Below are 21,611 nucleotides of genomic sequence, written 5' to 3'. Positions count from 1 at the left end.
GCCCGTCCGTCTCCCCCTCGCGAGAAGGGCGTCGGGCCGGCCCCCTTGAGCTGCAGGTCGCAGCGCCGCCCGTCGCGATCGAGCAGCTCGCCGAGCAGGAGCGCCCGCCCATCGCCGAGCTGCGGGACGAAGGCGCCGAACTGGTGGCCGGCGTAGGCCAGGGCGATCGGGTCGCAGCCCGCGGGCACGCGGTTCCCCGCGAGCGCCTCGACGCTCTCCGGGCGCCTTAGCGCCTCGGGGTCGAGCCCCAGGCGCCACGCCAGGCGGTCGTTGATCCGGACCAGGGTGGGAAGCGGGACAGGGGAGGGCAGGACCCGGGCGTAGAGGCGCGGTGGGAGCCGCGCATAGGAGCTCTGCCAGGGGAGGTGGTCGAGGTAGCCGTCGCCGGAGTGCATGGGGGGATCCCGCCTCGGTGGGGTCGTGGCAAGCCGCCACGGCCCCATGATGGCCCGCCGGGGCGGCTCAGTCCCTGCACATGGATCGTGGTCATCGCCGCGTCCGGGTCTGGAGGATGGTACGCACCGCATAGCCTGCCGCCGGGTGGTGGCCGCAGTCGTGGCAGCGCCACTCGCTCCCTCGCCTTCTGCTGCCGGGCTTAAGACCCGTACCACCCTCAGCGCTTCCGGCAGTCGCGACGACTTGTCACCGGCGGGGTCGTGGAAGTCGAACTCCAGGACTGCTTTGTTAGTTGTAGTCACACCTGCCGAGGGTACCGTGGGTCGGCGTACTTTCCGAGGTCGATCGAACGAGTAGGGACTGTAAAAAGCGGATCAATGGAGATCTTGATCTGCAAAACGTTACTTGACAAGTGATTGACAAGATATGGCTCAGGGGGAGTGCCGACAGGAGCGCTTTAGGCAAAGCCTAGAGGAAAGGTTACGCCTGAATTTGGATCCACCGAAAGAACACCCTACGGGAGATTTCAATGATCCGGTAATGCGCAGTCAAGTTAATCAAATCAGCCATATTGGTATTCAGGCCTACCTGGTCGCGCTAGCAGCTTTTCAGAGGGGGCTTAAGGTCGTATTTCACTATGAGGTGGTTAGCAAATCAGAGCGCTTCGCCCACTTGCCGGTGCAAGGCTATCGAGGTGAGATTTTCAGCGTTAGCAATGAGCAGCGGTGCCATTACTTTCGGCGCACCTTAGGGGACATGACCTCGAAGGCCTGCAGTGCGCGGGTGGACGACAAGAACGAAACGAAGGAGTGCTTGGCAAGGCACGGCGTAGATGTACCTGATGGGCTGGTAGTCCATCGCCACTCAATCGACGCTATGCGCCGTTTCTTTGCACGTCATTCGAGCAAGCATTTCCTGCTGAAACCAATCGACGGAACCGAGGGGCGTGGCGTGATCCGGAACCTCTCGGCTGATGCCGTAGTGGAGCAGGTTGGTTCTCACGGCGATAGGCTGATGTTGCTGGAGGAGTATCTGCCGGGGAGTGATTATCGGGTGTATGTGACGGCGGGGCAGTATATCGCTGCGGTGGTCCGCCTTCCTGCGAACGTCGTAGGTACGGGCCGGGATACCGTCCAGCAGCTTATCGAGGCCAAGAACGCGCAGCGTATGGAACACCCGGTATACTGCCATTATCCCATTCCCTTGAATGCTCACGTTGAGGATTATCTCCGTGGAGAGGGGCTCAGCCTTGAGTCCGTACCCGGGGAGAATCAGCGCGTATTCCTGAGCGATGTGACCAGCGTTCCCTATGGTGGCGATGTGGAGGACATCACCGAGAGCTTGCCGAATGCCGTTCGGGAGCAGGCTGTCCAGGCGCAACAGGCTTTGGGATTGCCCAACGCTGGGCTGGATCTGATCGTTAGCAGTGCGGGTACTGCTCAGCAGCGGGTGGTGGTTCTGGAAGCGAATCAAACCCCCTACATCACGCTGCTGAGCCTGCCTCTTAATCCGGCTACCCCCAGCCCGGGAAATCGTGTAGCCGAATCCATTATAGATTACTACTTCCCGGAATCGGTCAATAACGAGCGGCGTACGCAAGCCTGCTTCGATTTCATGCGAGTTTGCCGGATGCTGGAGAGTGGCCTGGTCTCGGAGATTGCGCTCCCTGTTTTGGGAGAGGAATGGGTTCATAAGCGACTCAAGATACCGGCCTCCTGCATAGAGGAGAACACGCCGAGCACAGTCCAGCAGGTTATGTTTCGACTTGGCATCCATGCGCAAATATGGCCCACCGACAGGGGGGATTTTTTGATCGACCTGGTAGCTCCAGAGAATCAGGCTGATAGGTTTGTTGAGATCTTAGAGGGAGGATGATCCCGGAAGAGACTCTTGAGCTTCTTGTCGTTGCATCCGCGAATGGGTTTTTCCGCATTGACTTTCTGGGTGGATGTCGAGCGAGACAGTCAGGAACTCCAGGAGAACGAGGTCCAGGATGTCTGATATTGTTTCCGATCACTACTCTCTGCGCCGGGCAGGCTCTAGTGATTATGAGGCGATTCTCGAGGTGATGGCGCATTGGAACATGCACCATGTGCCATCGCCAGAGATGGGGAGCGTGGATCCGAGCTATTTTTTTGTTGCAGAGCGCGAAGGTGTGGTTATTGGCGCCGCTGGGTATCAGATTATTTCTCCAGCGCAAGGCAAGACTACGCTGCTCGGCGTTATCCCGGATTTCTCCGGGCTCGGAGTCGGCAAGGAGCTACAAGAGGCGCGATTGGAAGCGATGTATGCGGCCGGCGTCCGGGAGGTGATTACCAATGCGGATAGGCCGGAGGTAATTGTATGGTATAAGAAGCATTACGGATACCGGGAGATTGGTCACACCAGGAAACTGGCCCCGTTCAGCCTAGAGTCAGTCGAGCACTGGACGACGCTGGAGTTAGATCTGGAACGGTACATGCGCTCTCGGTCGATCAGCCGAGAGCAGCGGCAGCGGTATATCGATCGTCATGACCCCCCTCCGTTATCGAATTATCCGCCTCTTGTGATCAACGCATGCTTGACGGGGATGGTGCCGACCCGGATGCGGACCCCCCATGTCCCAGTGTCTCCCGAGGAAATTATCGCTGACGCTGTACAGGTTTTCGAGGCGGGCGCACGCGTGGTGCACTTGCATGCCCGTGATTCGGAGGGGTATCCGACTCCGGATGCCCGGGTTTATGAGAGGATAATCCCCGCCCTGCGGCGTGAGTGCCCCGGAATCGTTTGTTGTGTGACGACCTCGGGGCGTCACTGGTCCGATTTTGATCGTCGCTCGGAGGTTCTTGAGCTTGAGGGGGATGCCAAGCCGGATATGGCGAGCCTTACGCTTGGGTCACTAAATTTTAACACGGGTGCCAGTGTCAATACGATAGATATGATTGAGCGCTTGGCGATGCGCATGCTCGAGAGGGGCATTAAGCCGGAACTGGAGGCTTTCGATCTCGGCATGGTTAACCTTGCCAAGTATCTGGAGCGCAACGGGGTGATTCAAGGGAGGAAATACTTTAATTTGTTGCTGGGCAATCTGAATACGGCGCCTGCTACGCTCACGAACTTGGCTACTCTTTCCGGGGCGTTACCTGATGACTCGGCATGGGCCGCAGCAGGGCTGGGGCAGTTCCAACTACCCATGAACATGGCAGCTATAGTAGCTGGTGGCCACGTCAGAGTGGGTCTTGAGGATACGATCCATTACGACTACGGAAAGCGACATCTCGCTACGAACCGCGCCTTGGTAGATCGGGTTGGGCGTGTTGCCTCCGAGATACAACGCCCCTTGGCTGAGCCCAGCGAGACGAGACAAATTTTGGGACTGCCTGTCGAGGAATGTTGATAGCGTCGAATCGGATCTAGCGGAGTTCTCAGCCCCTGCTACCGAGCGGCGACGCTGTTACGGCCGTTGCAGTTCTTGGCCTCGTAGAGCGCCTCGTCTACCCGGGCCAAGAGACCGGTAGTGCTGTCGTTGCCGCGGATGGCCGTCACCCCGAGGCTGATCGTGACCCGGCCTACCGGCGGGAGCGGGGCAGCCTCGATCCGCGCCCGGAAACGCTCCGCGGCGCGGCGGGCACCGCCTAGCCCGGTGCCGGGTAGCAGGATCAGGAACTCCTCGCCGCCCCAGCGGCCCAGCGTATCCCCCAGGCGCAGGGCCTCGGAGATGCGCTCGGCGACCTCGCGCAGCACCCGGTCCCCCACATTGTGGCCGTACGCGTCGTTAACGGCCTTGAAGTGGTCGATGTCGAGCATCGCGATCGCGGCGGTGTCGCTATAGCGCTCATGGCGGGCGAGCGTCCGCTCGAGCTCGGCCTCGAAGCGCTGGCGGTTGAAGACCCCCGTTAGCGGATCGACGGTGGCCTGGCGCTGAAGGGCCTGCTGCGCCTCCCGGTGCCGGAGGGCCTGGCCGATCTCCTCGGTAACCGCCTCGAGCAGCTGCTGCTCCTCCGGGAGGAAATCGGCGCCATGCGGCGGCCCCTTGTCCTGCCGGAAGATCTCGACCTGCACGGGCGAGGAGGGCTGGCTGCTGACAGCGGCTTGCCGCCGCTCGGCCTCGAAGAACGGCTCGGAGGTGGCCTCGACGCCGCCTCCCCGGATGCGCGCCGCCGTGCTCCCGGGCGCCTGCCAGCCGTTGGGGAGGGCGCGGGCTACTGCCTGGAGCATCTCCTCGCTCGAGAGGGTCTCGTCGAAAGCGAGCCGGATGACCTCGGTGAGGAGCTCCATCTCCTTGATCCGCTCGCGGAGCTGGGTCTCTGTGGCCTTGAGGCGGTCGATGTCCACATGGGTCCCGGTGATGCGCCACGCGGATCCATCCCCACGGAACGCCGTGGTCTGGCCTCGGCACTGGATCCAGAGCCAGCCGCCATCGGCGCGCCGGCAGCGAAGCTCGAGCGAGAAGCGCTCCCCCGTGGCCTGCTTTCGCCGGATCTCCGGCTCGACCCGGGCCAGGTCCGAGGGCGCGATCATGCCCCGCCACGCGGCAGTGCTCAGCACCGAGTCCGTCTCCGGCGGGTAGCCGAGCATGGCCCAGCAGTCGGGATCCCAGTGGATCCGGTCCTGCTCCAGGTCCCACTCCCAGATCCCGAAGCGGGCCGAGGACTGAGCGAGCCGGTAGTGCGCCTCCTTCTGCTCGAGATCGCGCTCCATGCGCGTGCGCTCGCTGATATCCCGCACCACGGCCTGCAGGATCGCCCCTTGCTCCAGCTCAACACGGCTGAGCAGCACCTCGGCGGGGAACGTATCACCGTCCCAGGTGCAGTGCTGCCAGGCGAAGAAGGCCTCCCCCCTGCGGAGGGCCTCGTCGATGTAGGCGGCCGACGCCTCGCGGCTAGCCCGTCCGTCCGGCTGGAAGAGGGGGGAGAGGTCCGCCGGGTGTGTACGCCTGAAAGCCGCGCTATCCGGTACGCGGAACATGGTCAGCGTAGCCGGGTTGCAGTCGCGGAAGCCGTCGGCATCGAGCAGCATGATGGCATCCCGGGACTGCTCGAAAGCGGCCTGGTACTGCCGGCGATTGGCGACCTCCCTGCGGAGCTCCGCCTCCATGCGCTTGCGCTCGCTGATATCCCGGACGATGACCTGGAGGATGGGGCCGCCGGCTTGGTCAATGCGGCTCAGGGAGACCTCCGTCGGGAACTCGGCGCCGTCCAGGGTCCGGTGCTGCCACTCGAAGAAGGCGTACCCGTCCCGGTAGGCCTGCTCGATGCGCTCGGCCGCCGCCTGGGCGCTAGGACGACCATCGGGCTGTAGGGGCGGCGATAGCTGCTTCCCCGGGTGTGTCGTCAGGAAGGTGGCGACGTCGGGGACGCCGAATAGCCGGAGCGTGGCGGGGTTGCAATCGCGGTAGCCGTGGGGCTCGAGGAACATGATCGCATCCCGCGACTGCTCGAAGGCCGCCCGATAGCGCTGCCCATCCGGCTGGTGGTGCTGGGTGCGTGGACCCATAGGCCCTCCTCCCCGGCTGGCTCTCCCTCCCCGGGTAGCATCAGCAGGGAGGGTGTCCGCTTGCGAAGCAAGCCGCTCCACTACCCTGTAGCATACAGGGGATTATAGGCATCGTGGCTAGCGGCGTGTACGGCGACCACCAGGCCGGGCTGTATTTATCCCGTTTCTTGAGGCGGATCCCTCAAGAGTGTTGCGGGAATGATCGACAGGCTCTATCATTCAATCTTTCGATTAGCTATTAGTAGCGTTTCTAACAGGGGGCAGCGTACCCGACGCCCTAGGCAAGGGATTCAGTGCCCCGAGGATCGCCTCCGTTGTACCGTGACGCCTTCGACCACCTGCGAGTGCCTGTCCTCCTCCTCGACGAGCAACAGCTTCGCGACGCCAACCCTGCCGCTGCCGAGCTGCTCGCCGCCCCGGATCGAGGGGCCCTTCTGCGCTGCCGGCTGAGCGATCTCGCCCCGGCGCACCCGGGCGACGGGCAGGCGAGCGCCCTGATGCTGGAGCGCCGCTTGGGCGAGGCCCGCGAGCAGGGGCGGATCCATTTCGAGGGCGCCTTCCGCCGCTGGGACGGGGGCACGACGGTGGCGGAGGCCTGCCTCACCCACCTCGACGGGGCGGACGGCGCGCGCTTCCTGATGGAGCTACGGCCCGTCGCCGTGGAGGCGGAAGGCCACTCGGAGTCGGCGGCCGCGGGGCGGGGCCAGGTGATCCGGTACACCTCGGAGGGGGCTCCGGCCTGCATGATGGGCACCCACGTGGAGATCGAGCAGCTCAAGGCCACCGAGGCCGCGCTGCGCCAGCGGGAGGAGGAGCTCCGTGAGGCGCAGGAGATCGCCGAGCTCGGCCACTGGGTCTCCGATTTCCGGCGCAACGAGATCCGCTGGTCCGAGAAGATCTACGAGATCTTCGGGCTGAGCCAGGAGGCGTGGGGAGCGACCCACGGGGCGTTCATGCAGGCGGTCCACCCGGCCGACCGGGCGCGGGTCCAGGCCGCCCTCGAGGCGGCCTACAGCACCGGCCGCTACATGGTCGAGCACCGCATCCGGCGGCCGGACGGGCACGTGCGCACCGTCCAGGAGCGGGGGCATGTGGAGTTCGACGGGGCGGGGGCGCCGGTGCGCATGATCGGCACCGTGCAGGATGTCACCTCGCAGCGGGCCCTGGAGCAGGCGCTCGCCGAGCGGGAGGCCCACTACCGCGCCCTGGTCGAGCAGCACCCCCTGATGGTGGGCCGCTTCCGCCCGGATACCACGATGACCTTCGTGAACCAGACGCTGGCCGCGTTCTACGGCATCGCCGCCGAGACGCTCCAAGGGCAGCGCTGGCTGCCGCTGCTGCCCGCCGAGGAGCGGGAGGCGGCCGCGGAGCACCTCCGGACGTTCACCCCGGAGGCGCCCGTGGGTAGCCTGGAGCACAGGGTCCGCAACGCGGCCGGCGAGCCGCGCTGGACGTACTGGACCAACCGCGCCTTCTTCGATGAGCACGGCAACGTGACCCACTTCCAGTCCGTGGGCATGGACGTGACCGAGCGCAAGCGCGCGGAGCAGGCCCGGCGGCAGCTTACGGAGCTCATCGAGCATACCCCCGATTTCATCGCCATCGCCTCGCCGGAGGGCGCCATCCAGTACCTGAACCAGGCGGGACGGGCGTTGCTCGGGGGCGACGGGGCAACGCCGCAGACGTGGCCGCTCGCCCCCCGCTACCCAGGGGCTGAGCGTTCGGGGATGCCTTCGTATCACCCCGGATGGGCCCATCAACGCCTCCAGGAGGTCGGGATCCCGGCGGCCCTCGAGCAGGGGTACTGGGAGGGGGAGAGCGCCCTGCTCGATGCGGCGGGCGAGGAGATCCCGATGTCCCAGGTCCTCGTCGCGCACCGGGACGAGGACGGCGAGCTCGTCCGGCTCTCGACGATCATGCGCGATCTGCGCCGCCAGAAGCGCCTGCAGGAGGCGCTGGATCAGCGCCAGCAGTGGCTGGAGCGGCTCCAGGCGATCACCGGCGATCCTGCCCAGTCGCTGGCCGCGAAGCTCACGGCGCTCCTGGCGCTCGGCACGGAGGTCTTCAGGCTCCCCTGCGCCACCCTCGGCCACGTCGAGGAGGAGGCGTACGTCCTGCGCGCCGTCGCGCCTGAGCACGGCAGCCTGCAGCCGGGGCAGCGCCAGGAGCTCGAGCTGAGCTGCAGCAGCCAGGTCCTGGGCGCCCACGGCCCTGTCGGGGTCCACGATGCCAGCCGGGCGGCGCACCGGGATCACCCCTGCTACTGGGTCCACGCCATCGAGGCGTACCTGGGCGTGCCGGTCTGGTTAGGGGAGGCGACCTACGGGACGCTGCTCTTCTACAGCCACGAGCCCCGCGAGCCGTACAATCGCTTCGAGCGGCAATTCCTCCAGCTCATGGGGCAGTGGGTGACCTACGAGCTGACGCGGGAGGCGAACCGCTCGGCGCTGGCGCGCGAGGCGACCACCGACCACCTGACCGGGCTCTATAACCGCCACCACCTCGATGCCGAGCTGAACCGGATGCTGGCCCACGAGCACCGCTACGGCCGCGGGACCGGCTTCCTCCTCCTCGATATCGACCACTTCAAGGCGCTGAACGACGCCTACGGCCATGACGCCGGCGACCGCGTCCTCATCGAGCTCGCGCAGCGTATCGGCGGCCTCCTGCGCGAGGCGGACCTCTTCGCCCGCTGGGGCGGCGAGGAGTTCGCCGTCCTGGTCCCCGAGGCGGACCGCGACGGGGTCGAGCGGCTGGCGGAGCGCCTGCGCGAGCACGTCGTGGCGACGCCCTTCGCCGAGGCGGGGCTCGTCTCGATCAGCGTCGGCGCGACCCTGCTGGATCCGCACGACGACAAGGTCAGCGCCCTGCAGCGCGTTGACCGGGCCCTTTACCAAGCCAAGCGGGAGGGGCGGAATCGGGTCGTCTACCAATCGCCCCGCGAAGGGGCCTGAGGAGGGAGCTGGCTATGCACCCCGCGCCGATCCCCGAGGATGAGTCGCGCCGGATCGCGGCGCTCTCGAGCTACGAGCTCCTCGACACCGCGGCCGACGCGGTGCTCGACGGCCTGACGCGCACGATCTGCGATCACCTGCAGGTCCCCATCTCGACGATCACCCTCGTCGACCGCCACCGCCAGTGGTTCAAGTCCGTGCAGGGGATGAGCACCTGCGAGACCGCGCGCGAGGTCTCCTTCTGCGGCCACGCCGTCTACCACGAGGCCCCCCTGATCGTCGAGGATGCCCGGCGCGACGAGCGCTTCCGGGACAATCCCCTCGTGACGGGTCCGCCGCACATCCGCTTCTACGCCGGCGTGCCGCTGCGAGGCGCCCACGGCCTGGCGCTCGGCGTCGTCTGCGCGCAGCACACCGAGCCGCGCACGTTGACGGCGGCGGAGCTTGGCTTCCTCCACGACATGGCGGCTGTCGCCGCGGAGCTGATCGAGCTGCGCCGCGCCGAGCGCCTCCTGGAGCGCCAGCGCCAGCTCTTCGCCGCGGGGCCGACGGTGATCCTGCGCTGGGGAGGCGGCCCGGATTGGCCGGTCCAGTACGCCTCCGCCAACCTCGCCGAGGTCTTCGGCTATCGGCCCGAGAGCCTCCTCGGCCGCCCGTATCGCGAGCTCATCCACCCCGAGGAGCGCCAGCGGGTGGGCGAGGAGCTCGCGGCCCAGCTCGAGCAGGGGGTGAGGCGCTACGAGCACGCCCCCTACCGCTTCCGGGGCGCCGACGGCGCCTACCGCTGGGTCCACGATGTGCGGCTGATCGAGTGGGGCGAGCGCGGCGAGGTCGAGGCGCTGTACGGCTACCTCAACGACCTCACCGAGCGCGTCGCGCTCGAGGATCAGGTGCACCGGCAGCGCTTCTACGACCCGCGAACCGGCCTGCCCAACCGGGCCCTGTTCGAGGAGCGGCTCGAGCAGGCCATGGCCGAGGCCCGCCGTCAGGGCCGTGCGCTTGCGGTGCTCGCGCTCGATCTGCGCGACTTCCGCGCCGTGAACGACAGCCTCGGGCACCTGACCGGGAACGAGGTGCTCCGCCAAGTGGGCCAGCGCCTGCGGGCGCACTGCCCCGAGGCCGACAGCGTCGCCCGGCTGAGCGGCGACGAGTTCGGGATCCTCGTCTCGCAGCTCAGCGGTGCCGGGGAGGCCGCCGCGCTCGCCGAGCGCATTGCCGACGCGGTGGAGGCGCCCTACGAGATCCAGGGCATGGCGCTGCCGCTCAACGTCCGGGTGGGGGTCCACGTCTGCGCTGCCACCGACTGCCCGGCGGAGGCGCTGCTCGAGCAGGCCGATTCCGCCATGTACGAGGCGAAGCGGGAGGGCGTGCGCTGCCGCTTCTTCAGCCCGGAGCTCACCGAGCGCGCCCGGGAGCAGGTCGTGCTCGCCGGCGAGCTCCGCCACGCCCTCGCCGAGGGGCAGCTGGCGGTGCACTACCAGCCGCAGGTCGAGCTCCGCGGGGGCGCCGGGGTGGGGGTCGAGGCGCTGGCGCGCTGGCCGCATCCGGAGCGGGGCTGGATCTCGCCGGCGTCGTTCATCCCTGCCGCCGAGCAGGCGGGGCTCGTCGACTGGCTCGGCGCCTGGGTGCTCGAGCAGGCCTGCGCCCAGGGCCGCGCCTGGCTGGACGCGGGCCGCCCCCTCGGCCGGGTCGCGGTCAACGTCGCGGCGCCGCAGCTCCACAACCCGGAGCTCGGCGAGCAGGTGGCGGCGGCCCTGGCGCGCACCGGCCTGCCGCCGGCGTACCTGGAGCTGGAGATCACCGAGAGCCTCATGGTCTCGCCGCACGCGGCCGTGGTCGAGCGGCTCGAGGCCCTGCGCCGGCGCGGGGTCCGGATCGCCGTCGACGACTTCGGCACGGGCTACTCGGCGCTCAGCTACCTCAAGGACCTGCCCATCGATCGGCTCAAGATCGACCGCTCCTTCGTCGGGGGACTGGCCGAGCAGGAGCGGATGCGGGCGATCACCCGCGCCATCATCGCCCTCGGCCGGAGCCTGGGCTACGAGGTCCTCGCCGAGGGGATCGAGACCGAGCGCGAGCACCAGATCCTCCTCGCGGAGGGGTGCCGGTACGGCCAGGGGTTTCGCTTCGCCCGGCCGATGCCGCCCCAGGCGCTCTCCCCCGGCCCCTGAGCGGCGGGGGATCCGCTCAGGGGGGCGGGCGGCGCCCGGCAACCTTGTTTGCAAAGGGGGTTGAATAACGTAGCCTAAAAAAAATCCTAAGGAAGGGGGCATCGGCCCCTTTGCCAAGGGGAGGGCGCCGCCTATGCAAGATGCCCCCATCCCGAGCGACGACGAGCAGCGCCTCGCCGCGCTCTACGACTACGGCATCCTGGATACGCCGGCCGAGGCGGCCTTCGAGCGGCTGACCCGGGTGGCCTGCGAGATCTTCCAGGCGCCCATCGCCACGGTCACCCTCGTGGATCGCGACCGGCAGTGGTTCAAGTCGGTCCGGGGCATCGACGACTGCGAGACGGCCCGCTCCATCTCCTTCTGCGGCCACGTCGTCTACGCCGGGCGGCCGCTGCGGGTCGAGGACGCCCGGCAGGACGAGCGCTTCCACGACAACCCGCTGGTGCGCGGTCCCCCCTATCTCCGCGCCTACCTCGGCGTGCCGCTCACCACGCCGCGCGGCTTCCATATCGGCGTGGTCTGTGTGCAGGATACCGCCCCCCGCGGCTTCGCCGAGCGGGAGCTGCGGATCCTGCAGGATCTCGCCTCGGTGACCATGGACGAGCTGGAGCTGCGCCGGGTCCGGCAGGCGCTGGAGCGCGAGCGGGCGCTGTTCATCGCCGGGCCGACCGTGATCGTCCTCCGCGAGAGCGCCGCCGGCTGGCCCATCCGCTACGCCTCACCCAACGCCGCCGAGGTCCTCGGCCACTCGCCCGAGGCGCTGGTCGCCGGCGGCGGTCAGTCCTACCTCGATCTCGTGCACCCTGCGGACCGGGCCCGTGTCGCCGAGGAGGCCGAGGCGGGCGCCCGGCAGGGCGAGCACCTCGAGCACCAGCCCTACCGCCTGCGCCGCGGCGACGGCACCTACGCCTGGGTCCACGACTCGATCGTGGTCCACCGGGACGCTGAGGGGCGGGTCGACGGCTATCACGGCTACCTCATCGATATCACGGAGCGTGTCGAGCTCGAGGCCAAGCTGCGGCGCTCGGCGATCCTCTTCGAGGAGGCGCAGGAGGGGATCCTGATCACCGATGCGCAGGGGCGCATCACCGCGGTCAACCGGACCCTGGCGGAGCTGACCGGCTACAGCGAGGCGGAGCTGGACGGCTGCACGCCGGCTTGCCTGCACGCGGGCGCCGCCTCGCCGGAGGCCTACCGGGCGATATGGCAGGCGGTCCACCGCCAGGGCCACTGGAGCGGTGAGCTCCAGTATACCTGCCGCGACGGCAGCACCTTCCCCGGCACGACTACGCTCCGCGAGATCCGTGACGCGCACGGGGCGCGCACGCACTACATCGAGCTCGTCTCCGACGCCTCCCGGCTCAAGGCGTACCAGCGCCAGCTCGAGCGGATGATGCACGTCGATCCGCTCACGGAGCTGCCGAACCGCCTCCTCTTCCAGGACCGGCTCGAGCAGGCCCTGGCCGGGCGGCACCGCGACGGCCAGCCGCTCGCGGTGGTAGTGCTCGATCTGCGCGACTTCCGCGCGGTCAATGACAGCCTCGGCCAGGAGGCCGGGGACCAGGTGCTGGCGCAAGTCGGGCGGCGGCTCCAGCAGGTCCTGCGCGAGGAGGACACGGTCGCGCGGCTCAGCGGCGACGAGTTCGGCATCCTCCTGCCGCGCCTGGGCAGCGTCGACGACGCCGCGCCCCTCGCCGAGCGGATCACCGCCTGGGTGGAGGAGCCGTTCCAGCTCGAGGGCCACGAGGTCCCCCTGGTCGCCCGCTCCGGCGTGAGCGTCTACTTCGGCCAAGAGGAGGCGTCGGCGAGCACCTTCCTCGAGCAGGCGGACGCGGCGATGTACGAGGCGAAGCTCGAGGGGGTGCGCTACCGCTTCTTCAGCGAGGAGCTCACCGAGCGCGCCCAGGAGCGGATCCAGCTGACCGCGGAGCTGCGCCAGGCCCTGGCCCAGGGGCAGCTGGCGGTGCACTACCAGCCGCAGCTCGATCTGGCCAGCGGCGAGTGGGTCGGGGTCGAGGCGCTGGCGCGCTGGCCCCATCCGCAGTGGGGCTGGATCTCGCCGGGGCGCTTCATCCCGGTCGCCGAGCGGGCCGGGCTGATCGGCCGGCTCGGCGGCTGGGTCCTGGAGCAGGCGTGCACCCAGGCGCAGGCCTGGCTGACGGCCGGGGTGGCGTTCGGGCGGATCGGCGTCAATGTCGCCGCGCCGCAGCTCACGGACCCGGGGCTGGTCGAGGCGGTGACCGCCGCCCTGGCGCAGTCGGGGCTGCCGGCCGAGCGCCTGGAGCTGGAGATCACCGAGAGCCTCCTCGTGGCCCCGGAGCCGGCGGTCGTCGAGCGCCTCCAGGCCCTGCGGCAGCACGGGGTGAGCGTGGCCATCGACGACTTCGGGACCGGGTACTCGGCCCTGAGCTACCTCAAGGACCTGCCGGTCGACCGGCTCAAGATCGACCGCTCCTTCATCGACGGCGTGCCCGAGCAGGCGGATGTCCTGGCGATCACGCGGGCCATCCTGGCCCTGGGGCAGAGCCTCGGGTTCGCCGTGGTCGCCGAGGGGATCGAGGAAGAGCACCAGCGTGCCGCCCTGCTCGAGGAGGGCTGCCGGGAGGGGCAGGGCTTCCTCTTCGCCCGGCCGGGGGCGGCGACCGCCTTACGATGAACTACCCCCTAAGCCGCTGCGCGGCTATAGGCGGAGCACTGTGGCGCGGTTTGGTAGACTCGTCGCGTGCCCGCAGGGCCTGGAGTAGGGGGTTGTCGTCGATCGCCGGCGGGCCGTTCCCGGCGAGGCGCTCCGGCGCTTGGCCGATCGAAGGCCGTGTCGTCCCCCCAGGCCGATGCGGCGTTCCCCTGGGCGGGGCTCCAGGGGGGACCTGAAGCGGCCTGATGCTCGGGCCGGTCCGGGGATCACGTTGCCGAGCGCGCAGCCACAAGCTTTCGCGGATCGAAGCGCAACGCAATCATTCCCGAGGAGGCGAAGGAGGTGCTGTGAGTTCCTTGCCCATCCTGAACGTGCTGCTCTGGGGTGTTCTGGCCGCCATGCTGGTCCTGACGGACCTTACCTTGAACGGCGTTCAGCGCATCCTGGTCGCCGTGAGCCTCGGAGCCCTGGTCGGGGCCGGCGCCGCGGCCCTGGGTGTCTCCGTCGCCGGGCAGATCTGGGGCTTTCTCGGCGCAACGGCCGTGCTCGCGATCATCCTCGAGATCCTCAGGATGCGCCGCCGCTGGAAGGCCCGGCAGGAGGAGCAGGCGCACGGCCACTGATCCTCCGTGGGCAGTGAGCGCGGCGGCCGGGCTCTGGCGACCCTGCTCACGATCCTCGAGACCTGCAAGTAGGACGGGTTCCGGTGGAGGGCAGATCTGGCGCCCCGGGCAGGACTCGAACCTGCGACCTATCGCTTAGGAGGCGATTGCTCTATCCGGCTGAGCTACCGGGGCAATGAACTCCACCTTGTACCGCTGCGCCGCAGCGGGGTCAACCGCCGGTCGCCGCCGCGGCTAGCGCTTGCCGAGGGTCGCTCCCCGTAGCCGCCGGAGCGTGAAGATCAGCGCCGCGGCGATCGTGACCGCGGTGGCGATGGCGCCGTAGGTGCCGAGGGCCTCGGTCAGGGCCTCCCAGTTGGCGCCCATGGTGTAGCCGCCCCCCATCAGGACGGCGTTCCAGGCCGTCGTCCCGAGGAGTGTAAAGAGCAGGAAACGCCCCCAGGGCATGGGCAGCAGCCCGGCGGGGACCGAGACCAGGCTGCGCACCGTGGGGATGAAGCGGCCGAAGAGCACGAGGGCGCCGCCGTGGCGCTGGAAGAGGGCGTCGATGGCCTCGAGGTCGTGCTCGCGCAGCAGCTGCCAGCGGCCGCCGTGGACGATCCAGCGCCGCACCCGCTCGCCGTCCACCAGCCGGGCCGCCGCGTAGATGAGTGTCGAGCCGGTTGTCCCGCCGAGGCTGCCGGCGATCAGCGCCGGTAGCGGGCCCTCGCCGGACTGGTAGGCGGCGTAGCCGAGGAACGGCATCAGGAGCTCCGGGGCGACCACCAGCATGGCGAGGAAGACCCCGACGACGCCGAGCCACTCCACTGCCGCTACTGCGTACTCCGGCACGTCTCCGCTCTCCTAGCAGGCCCTGCACCTACAGGGAAATAGCCTACCACTCCCTCGATTGGGGCTCCAGTTCTCGCTGTAGCTGAGTGATCCCGCCTCAGTGCGTTGCACGGCTGAAACACTCCCCGAATCAAGCGCTCTTTCCCGGCATTCTGCCTTCTTCGCTCTCGGCATCCTCTATGGCGTTTCAGTACAGGAACAATGCCCAGGGGGTAGAAAATAATGCCTGCCGGCAAGGTTTCTCTGTGAGCTCTTTTTGATCAGGGAGTTGTGCGCGATTCCCGGAGGTGGCCCGGCAATTGCTTTAGGAAAGACGCAGCGCTGCACTCTCCCGCGAGGGGAGGCAGCGCTGGCGAGACGCCGGCCCTGCGAAAGTGAAAGGTCAGCAGCCGGGGTCTTGATTGTCCGATTAAGCAGTAAGCAGATGGGGAATGATCATGATCAAGAAGACGACGCTCGCGAGTACGCTGGTCCTGGCCCTCGCCGTCAGCAGCAGCGCGATGGCCAACCCGCGAAATAATGCCAATAATGAGGGGGATGTTAACGGGGGCATGGACTCCCAGGTCGACACGAACACAGGCAGTGGAAGCCCGGGTAGTGCCTCGACGAGCGAGAACTCGACTTCGACGGTGGATAACCGTTCCAACTCGTCGAACAGCCTAGACAATGCGCAGAACGACAACTCGAGCCGGAATAACGCGCAGCGGGGCCAGCGTCGTTCTCATAACGACAATAGCCTGACCAATGCGGAGAATGACAACTCGAGCCGGAATAATGCGCAGCGGGGTCAGCGTCGTTCTCATAACGACAACAGCCTGACTAATGCGGAGAATGACAACTCGAGCCGGAATAATGCGCAGCGGGGTCAGCGTCGTTCTCATAACGACAACAGCCTGACCAATGCGCAGAACAACAATTCCGATAACACGCAGCGGGGTCAGCGTCGTTCCCACAACGACAATAGCCTGACCAATGCGGAGAACGACAACTCGAGCCGGAATAACTCGCAGCGAGGCCAGCGTCGTTCCCACAACGACAACAGCCAGACCAACTCCAACAACAACAGCTCCTCGGATGCCAGCGGCGGTAGCTCGCTCGCTCGGGACAGCTCCAGCATCAACAACTCGGATAACCGGGACCAGAGCTCGAATACCTCGAGCGGCGGGAGCTCCTCGGCCCGCGAGAACTCCACCGTGGATAACACGGACAACAGCCTGACGCGTTCGCAGAACGACAGCAGCACTCGCAACTCCTACAACACCAGCAACTCCAACAACCGCGACATCGACCGGACGGTTGCGAGCTCGACGCTGTCGGGGACGGTCAGCGGTAATTCGGTGAACATGAACTCGACCAACAACCTGAACCCGCCCGCCGACTTCAACGACGGCGAGGGTGAGAGTGGCCGCAACGGCGGTGCGACCTACACCCTCCGCAACGCCAACACCATCCAGGGTGGCTCGGTGGTCGGCAACGCCGGCGTCAACCAGGTCTCGCAAAACGCTGGGTACAGCAGCCAGACCCAGCAGAGCGTGACCGTGCAGGGCAACATCAACATGCCTGCACCCAGCACCCCGAACGGCGGCGAGACCCAGTAGGGGCAGTCGTTCAGATCGGGGCGTGCCGCAAGGCACATCACCGCATCTAGCGGAGCGTAAGCGGAAGCGCCCGGCCGCGGTAATCGGGCCGGGCGCTCCTTCAATGGGGGGTAAGGCCCATGACGGCTCAACACAGCAGAGGCAAGAAGATGCGTCTCACTCGGTGGTGCGTCGCGGCGCTTGCCGCAGGGAGTGTAGGGGGCGCAACGGCAGCGGAGGCGCCCGGCGGGGGAGGCGGATTGCGGCTCGGCGAGCCGGTGGCGGAGGCGCAGCTGAGCGCCCACCGCGGCCAGGCGGATACCTTCAAGACGCAGGCCAGCCGTATCACCGAGGACGCCGAGGTGCTCGGCAATGTCGTGCAGGGCAGCCCTAGCGGCATGAACGCTGTCCACGAGGGCGCCGTCAGCGACAATCACGGCATCACGACGGTCATCCAGAACACCGGCCACCACGTGGTCATCCAGGAGGCCACCAACGTCAACCTGTCGGTCACGCCATGAGCGCCCGCCTTCACTGCGCCGCGCTGGCGGTCCTCGGGCTGGGCGCGGCGGCGCCCGCCGGCGCCGGCGAGGTGCAGCTCGCCCCGCTGGGGGGCCACTACACCGTACCGGTCGAGAGCATGCAGGCCCTCCGCTTCCGCGGCGTCGAGCGCCAGATGGTCGACTACAGCTGCGGCTCGGCGGCGGTGGCGACGCTGCTGAGCCACCACTACGGCCGCTCGCTCTCCGAGGCCGAGGTCTTCCGCAAGATGTACGAGCTCAGCGACAAGGAGCAGGTCCACGCCCAGGGCTTCTCGATGCTCGACATGAAGCAGTTCCTGGAGCGCACCGGCTACAGCGCTGACGGCTTCCGCATGGGGATCGAGCGCCTCGCGGAGCTCGAGCTGCCGGCGATCATCCTCCTCAATACGGACGGCTACCTGCACTTCGTCGTCGTCAAGGGCGTGCGCGAGGACGAGGTGCTCCTCGGGGATCCGGCCATCGGGATCCGCGTTATGCCGCTCAGCGCGGTCAAGCGGATGCGCCAGGGGCCGGTCTTCCTGATCCGCGATCAGCAGCAGCAGGCGCGCCGCTCCTTCAACCAGAGGCGCGAGTGGGCGCTGCGGACCAAGCCTCCCTATGAGCACGCCCTGGATCATCAGGACACGCCCCCATTCGCCTCGGGTTGGCAGCCTTTGGGAGATTGGTAACCGTGGCTATGCGAATCACGACAGGACGCCTCGCTCGCATCCCGCTGGCCCTGGCGCTGGCGTGCGGCGCCGTCACCCCGGCCTGGGGGGGAGAGCGCCCGCTCGGCCACTACGCCCATGTCTCCGCCCAGGAGCTGGCCCAGTGGCGCGGCGGGTGGCGGAACGACGAAGGGGTATGGGTCCGCTTCGGCCTCGAGAGCACCCTCCGCGTCGACGGGGAGCTGATCGGCGGGGCGCAGTGGGGGCCGGTGCGGCTGTCCATGGACTCCCTCGACTCCGTGCGGAGCGCGGCCCCCGTGGTCCAGCAGCTCTCCGACGGCGTGGCCATGGAGGGGGTGGAGTTCCGTCAGTCGATGTCGAGCCAGGGCCTCGTGATGACCCTCCAGAACACCGTCAACCACCGCGTCATCCAGCACCTCCAGGGGATGGATGTCCAGCTCGGCGGCGTCGACCTGGGGCCGGCCTACCGGAGCGGGGAGGTCTTGCAGGGGCAGCTGGTGGGGGCGCTGCGGTAGCAGCGCCCCTCTTTCCGCCCGGCCGTGGCCGCCCCGGGCCGTGCGCGCCCGGCTCAGCGAGCCGATAGGCTAGCGGCCGCGGCGCGCCCCTCCTTACAAGCTTCAAGAAAGAGCCAGAGGGCCGGTCCTCAGAAGCGCATCGGCAGGCGGAAGGAGACCTCGATATCGGGCGCCTCCTCCGTCACCCCCGTGGCCACCGACAGGCCGAGGCTGGTGCGCTTGCTGAACCGCTGCGAGATCCCCCACTGCAGCATCCCGACCTGGAAGCTGTCGAACTGGGCGTCGATCCCCGAGCCGCCCTCGACGTTGGTCTGGAAGACGGTCTTGTGGTCGTAGCCGAGGCTGAAGGAGGTCCGGTCGTTGAGCGCCACCCCCATGCCGAAGCTGACCCCGGCGGCGCTGCCGGGCTCGATCCGGCCGAAGTCGCCGCCGACGTCGCGGGGGATGTTGTAGACGTAGTTGAAGCTGCCGTAGAGCACCGCCGGCTCGGAGGAGTGGATCCACGTCAGGCTCGGCTGGACGCTGTAGAAGCCGCTGCCGGTGGGCTGCTCGGTGTAGACCTCCGTGAGCACGCCGCCCTCTTGGCCCTCGGCGAAGACCTTCCGGCGATCGACCTCGAAGGGGTCCTCGCCGGTGCGGGTCTTGACCCGCAGGCCGGCGATGAAGATGGGGCCCTCCCGGTCGGTGTTGAGCTGGTAGCGGGCGCCGAGCTCGACATCGCCCAGGCCCTCGCCCGTGGAGCCGTCGACGCCGGCGAAGTCCGTCCCCTGGAGCGTCTCGCGCTGCTTGAGCCGCTCCTCCCGCCAGGTGTAGGGGACCTTGACCTCCACCTCGAGGCGGCGGGTCAGGCCGTAGCGCAGGGCGATGGCCGCGGTCACGGAGTCGCGCTGGGTCTCGCGCAGCGAGATCAGGCCGACGGCGATGGCGGGCAGGACCGTGAAGCCGTCGATGGCGACCGTGGTCGAGGACGAGTGGGAGTAGGTCAGCGACGGCTCGAAGGTGAAGGTCCCCTGGGGCGAGAGCACGGTGCGCCCCTCGAACGACTCGGCGGTCTCCTGGGGCGGTGGCGGCTCGCCCACCGGCTCCTCCGTCTCCTGCTGCGCGAGGCTCGGCGGCGCGGCGAGCAGGGTCCCGAGGGTCAGCGCAGCGTAGCGGGTCGTCTTCTTGGCGGCGAAACGCCTGGTCCCGTCGATCACTTCTGGCACTCCTTTGCGCCGTTCCGGGCGCAGCGGCTCGTTTGGGCTCTCCTCGGCAAGCCTAGACCTCATTGCTGGAGGTTGAGGCGCTCGAGCAGGCGGTAGAGGGTGACGCGCGCCACGCCGAGCTGGCGGGAGGCCTCGGAGACGTTGTTGCCGCAGCGGACCAGCGCCGCCTGGACGGCGTCCCGCTCGGCCCGGGTCCGGGCCTGCTCGAGGGTCTCCAGGTCCCGCCAGGGCAGGCGGCGCGCCTCGAGGCCGAGGTCCGCCGGGGTGAGCAGCCGGTGGTCGCTCATGACGGCGGCGCGCTGGATGCGGTTGAGGAGCTCGCGGATGTTGCCGGGCCAGTCGTGGCGCTTCAGGGCGCCGAGGGCCTGGGCGCTGAAGGCGCGGGCGGCGGTGCCCTGCTCGTGGTGGAAGCGCTCGAGGAAGTGCCGGGCCAGCTGCTCGATATCCCCCGCCCGGGCCCGCAGGGGCGGGACCTCGATCGGCAGGACGTTGAGCCGGTAGAACAGGTCCTCGCGGAAGCGCCCCTCGGCGACCGCCCGCTCCAGGTCGACGTGGGTGGCCGCCACCACGCGCATGTCGACGGGGATCCGCTCCGTGCCGCCGACCCGCACGAGGGTGCGCTCCTCGAGCACGCGCAGGAGGTTGACCTGGTGCTCGAGGGAGAGCTCCGCGACCTCGTCGAGGAAGATGGTGCCGCCGTCGGCGAGCTCCAGGTGGCCCCGGCGGCGCTGGTGGGCGCCGGTGAAGGCCCCCCGCTCGTGGCCGAAGAGCTCCGACTGGACGAGGTTGTCCGGGATGGCGCCGCAGTTGACGGCGACGAAGGACCCCTCGGCCCGCGGCGAGGCGTTGTGGATCTCGCGGGCGGCGAGCTCCTTGCCCGAGCCGCTCTCGCCCCGGATCAGGACGGTGGCGTCGTGGCCGGCGACCTTGTAGAGGTCGCGCCGCAGGGCGCGGATCGGGGGGCTGTCGCCGAGGATGGCGGCCTCCGGGCCCCCGCTGGCCGGGCCGGCGCGGAGGCTGGAGCGCAGCCGCGCCATGCCGGCCGCGTGGCCGAGGCTCAGGGCCAGCCGCGGCCCGTCCGCCGGGAGGGTGTGGAAGTCGAAGAAGGCCGTGGCCAGCGTCCGGCGCAGCGCCTCGCCGGCCTGCCAGACGTCCCCCTCGACGAGGGCGATCCACTCCACCCCCTCGGTGGCCATCAGGAAGCGCTGGCACTCCTCGAGGGTGTCGTGGCGCACCCACATCACGCCGACCGGGAAGACCCCGTCGGCGAGCAGCGCATCGATCTCCGCGGCCCGCGAGACGGGGGTCAGCGACCACTGGTCGATCACCGGCTCGAAGCGCGGCTCGGGGCGGGCTCCCTCGGGGACGAAGCTGAAGGCGCGGTAGGGGGCCGGGGTGCTCTCGCTTGCGGTTAGCGCTTGATGACGCTCCATGTGCCTTGCCCTGCTCCTGCTGTACGGCGTGGGACCTCTCGCCGTATTAGCAATGGCTATGCCAGGGCAGGTAACTGCCTTTCTATGGGGGCGTTATACGGGCAGCGGCGCGCCCGGCAGGGCGGCACTGTCAATAATGCCGACACCAAGCGGGGAGAGATCCGGGGGCAGGGGGCGGAAATAGGAAAGCCCGCTGTAAAGCGGGCTTAACAGGAAGGTCTGGTGGAGCCGACGTCCAACGGATAAGCTGCCTAACCCTGTGAATAAAAAGCCTTTTCTGAGTAGTCGACTTCGACTTTACCCACAATTTTACCCACTATGCCACATGCCAAGCTTGCTGGGTATGCCGCTAGCCGCGGCATACCCAGGTGACAGGCCCCGCCGGGCGCTGCGTCGGCGCTCTTCAGCCGGCAGCCGCACCACCAGCCCCATGCACGGGCGAAGGCCACCGCGGCCGGGCGGCGCCGGAAGCCGGCCTGAACGACGGCCCCCGAGAAGGAGCGTGTGGACGGCCGCACCCGCCAGCGGCAGGCGCCGGCGGCGAGGGCGGAGCCGACCAGGGAGCGCCACCAGGGGGCGGCGTCGC

Annotated in this window: 15 protein-coding genes and 1 tRNA gene; 10 read left to right on the top strand and 6 right to left on the bottom strand. The window is 68.3% G+C overall.

The features are described 5' to 3' along the window. The coding region (locus CKO13_RS04080) for a protein adenylyltransferase SelO family protein (RefSeq protein WP_200257060.1) at window positions 1-395 on the bottom strand (395 nt) is incomplete at its 3' end. A 493-nt stretch (window positions 396-888) separates the two neighbouring features. Between CKO13_RS04080 and CKO13_RS04075 the strand changes: the two genes are divergently transcribed. Beyond that, window positions 889-2,271 carry an ATP-grasp domain-containing protein gene (locus CKO13_RS04075; protein ID WP_200257057.1) on the top strand — a complete coding sequence of 461 codons (1,383 nt, stop codon included), beginning with the start codon at window positions 889-891 and terminating at the stop codon, window positions 2,269-2,271. 118 nt (window positions 2,272-2,389) lie between these two features. Continuing rightward, entirely contained in the window at window positions 2,390-3,772 is a 1,383-nt protein-coding gene (locus CKO13_RS04070; protein ID WP_200257056.1) for a GNAT family N-acetyltransferase, read from the top strand. 38 nt (window positions 3,773-3,810) lie between these two features. Here the strand turns inward: CKO13_RS04070 and CKO13_RS04065 are convergent, their stop codons facing one another. After that, window positions 3,811-5,871 (bottom strand): sensor domain-containing diguanylate cyclase, encoded by a 2,061-nt coding sequence (locus tag CKO13_RS04065; RefSeq protein ID WP_200257055.1) that lies wholly within the window; start codon window positions 5,869-5,871, stop codon window positions 3,811-3,813. 314 nt (window positions 5,872-6,185) lie between these two features. On the opposite strand from CKO13_RS04065, the gene CKO13_RS04060 reads away from it, so the two are divergent. From CKO13_RS04060 to CKO13_RS04045, 4 genes are all read left to right on the top strand, one after another. Next, window positions 6,186-8,825, top strand: coding sequence for a diguanylate cyclase (locus CKO13_RS04060; protein ID WP_200257053.1), 2,640 nt, complete (start codon window positions 6,186-6,188; stop codon window positions 8,823-8,825). A gap of 14 nt (window positions 8,826-8,839) precedes the next feature. After that, window positions 8,840-10,996, top strand: coding sequence for a putative bifunctional diguanylate cyclase/phosphodiesterase (locus CKO13_RS04055; protein WP_200257050.1), 2,157 nt, complete (start codon window positions 8,840-8,842; stop codon window positions 10,994-10,996). A gap of 133 nt (window positions 10,997-11,129) precedes the next feature. Further along, window positions 11,130-13,652: an EAL domain-containing protein gene (locus tag CKO13_RS04050; RefSeq protein WP_200257044.1), complete on the top strand. Its 2,523-nt coding sequence runs from the start codon at window positions 11,130-11,132 to the stop codon at window positions 13,650-13,652. A gap of 335 nt (window positions 13,653-13,987) precedes the next feature. After that, window positions 13,988-14,254, top strand: coding sequence for a hypothetical protein (locus CKO13_RS04045; RefSeq protein WP_200257042.1), 267 nt, complete (start codon window positions 13,988-13,990; stop codon window positions 14,252-14,254). A gap of 97 nt (window positions 14,255-14,351) precedes the next feature. Here the strand turns inward: CKO13_RS04045 and CKO13_RS04040 are convergent. Both CKO13_RS04040 and CKO13_RS04035 read right to left on the bottom strand, forming a co-directional pair. Then, a tRNA-Arg gene (locus tag CKO13_RS04040) sits at window positions 14,352-14,428 on the bottom strand. A gap of 60 nt (window positions 14,429-14,488) precedes the next feature. Then, window positions 14,489-15,085 (bottom strand): DedA family protein, encoded by a 597-nt coding sequence (locus CKO13_RS04035; RefSeq protein ID WP_338034575.1) that lies wholly within the window; start codon window positions 15,083-15,085, stop codon window positions 14,489-14,491. A gap of 437 nt (window positions 15,086-15,522) precedes the next feature. Here CKO13_RS04035 and CKO13_RS04030 point away from each other — a divergent pair, with 437 nt between their 5' ends. The 4 genes from CKO13_RS04030 (at window position 15,523) to CKO13_RS04015 (ending at window position 18,387) form a co-directional block, all read left to right on the top strand. After that, window positions 15,523-16,683 (top strand): hypothetical protein, encoded by a 1,161-nt coding sequence (locus CKO13_RS04030; RefSeq protein ID WP_200257040.1) that lies wholly within the window; start codon window positions 15,523-15,525, stop codon window positions 16,681-16,683. A 239-nt stretch (window positions 16,684-16,922) separates the two neighbouring features. Beyond that, complete coding sequence (locus CKO13_RS04025) at window positions 16,923-17,183, top strand: hypothetical protein (RefSeq protein WP_200257038.1); 261 nt, start codon at window positions 16,923-16,925, stop codon at window positions 17,181-17,183. After that, complete coding sequence (locus CKO13_RS04020) at window positions 17,180-17,872, top strand: C39 family peptidase (protein WP_200257036.1); 693 nt, start codon at window positions 17,180-17,182, stop codon at window positions 17,870-17,872. Before CKO13_RS04025 ends, CKO13_RS04020 begins: the two co-directional genes overlap by 4 nt. Before the next feature lie 2 nt (window positions 17,873-17,874). Continuing rightward, window positions 17,875-18,387, top strand: a complete 513-nt coding sequence (locus tag CKO13_RS04015; protein ID WP_200257035.1) for a hypothetical protein — start codon at window positions 17,875-17,877, stop codon at window positions 18,385-18,387. Between the two features lie 128 nt (window positions 18,388-18,515). On the opposite strand, the gene CKO13_RS04010 is transcribed toward CKO13_RS04015, so the two are convergent. Further along, window positions 18,516-19,529 carry a hypothetical protein gene (locus tag CKO13_RS04010; RefSeq protein ID WP_200257061.1) on the bottom strand — a complete coding sequence of 338 codons (1,014 nt, stop codon included), beginning with the start codon at window positions 19,527-19,529 and terminating at the stop codon, window positions 18,516-18,518. Window positions 19,530-19,651: 122 nt separating this feature from the next. After that, the gene (locus CKO13_RS04005; protein ID WP_200257034.1) at window positions 19,652-21,025 is read right to left on the bottom strand and encodes a sigma-54 interaction domain-containing protein; all 1,374 of its coding nucleotides are present in this window, start codon (window positions 21,023-21,025) and stop codon (window positions 19,652-19,654) included. Between the last annotated feature and the right edge of the window lie 586 nt (window positions 21,026-21,611).

This window comes from Halorhodospira neutriphila, assembly GCF_016584055.1.
Taxonomy (GTDB): Bacteria; Pseudomonadota; Gammaproteobacteria; order Nitrococcales; family Halorhodospiraceae; genus Halorhodospira; species Halorhodospira neutriphila.
Note: the sequence above shows the minus strand (reverse complement) of the source record. Positions and strands in the feature narration are given on the sequence as shown.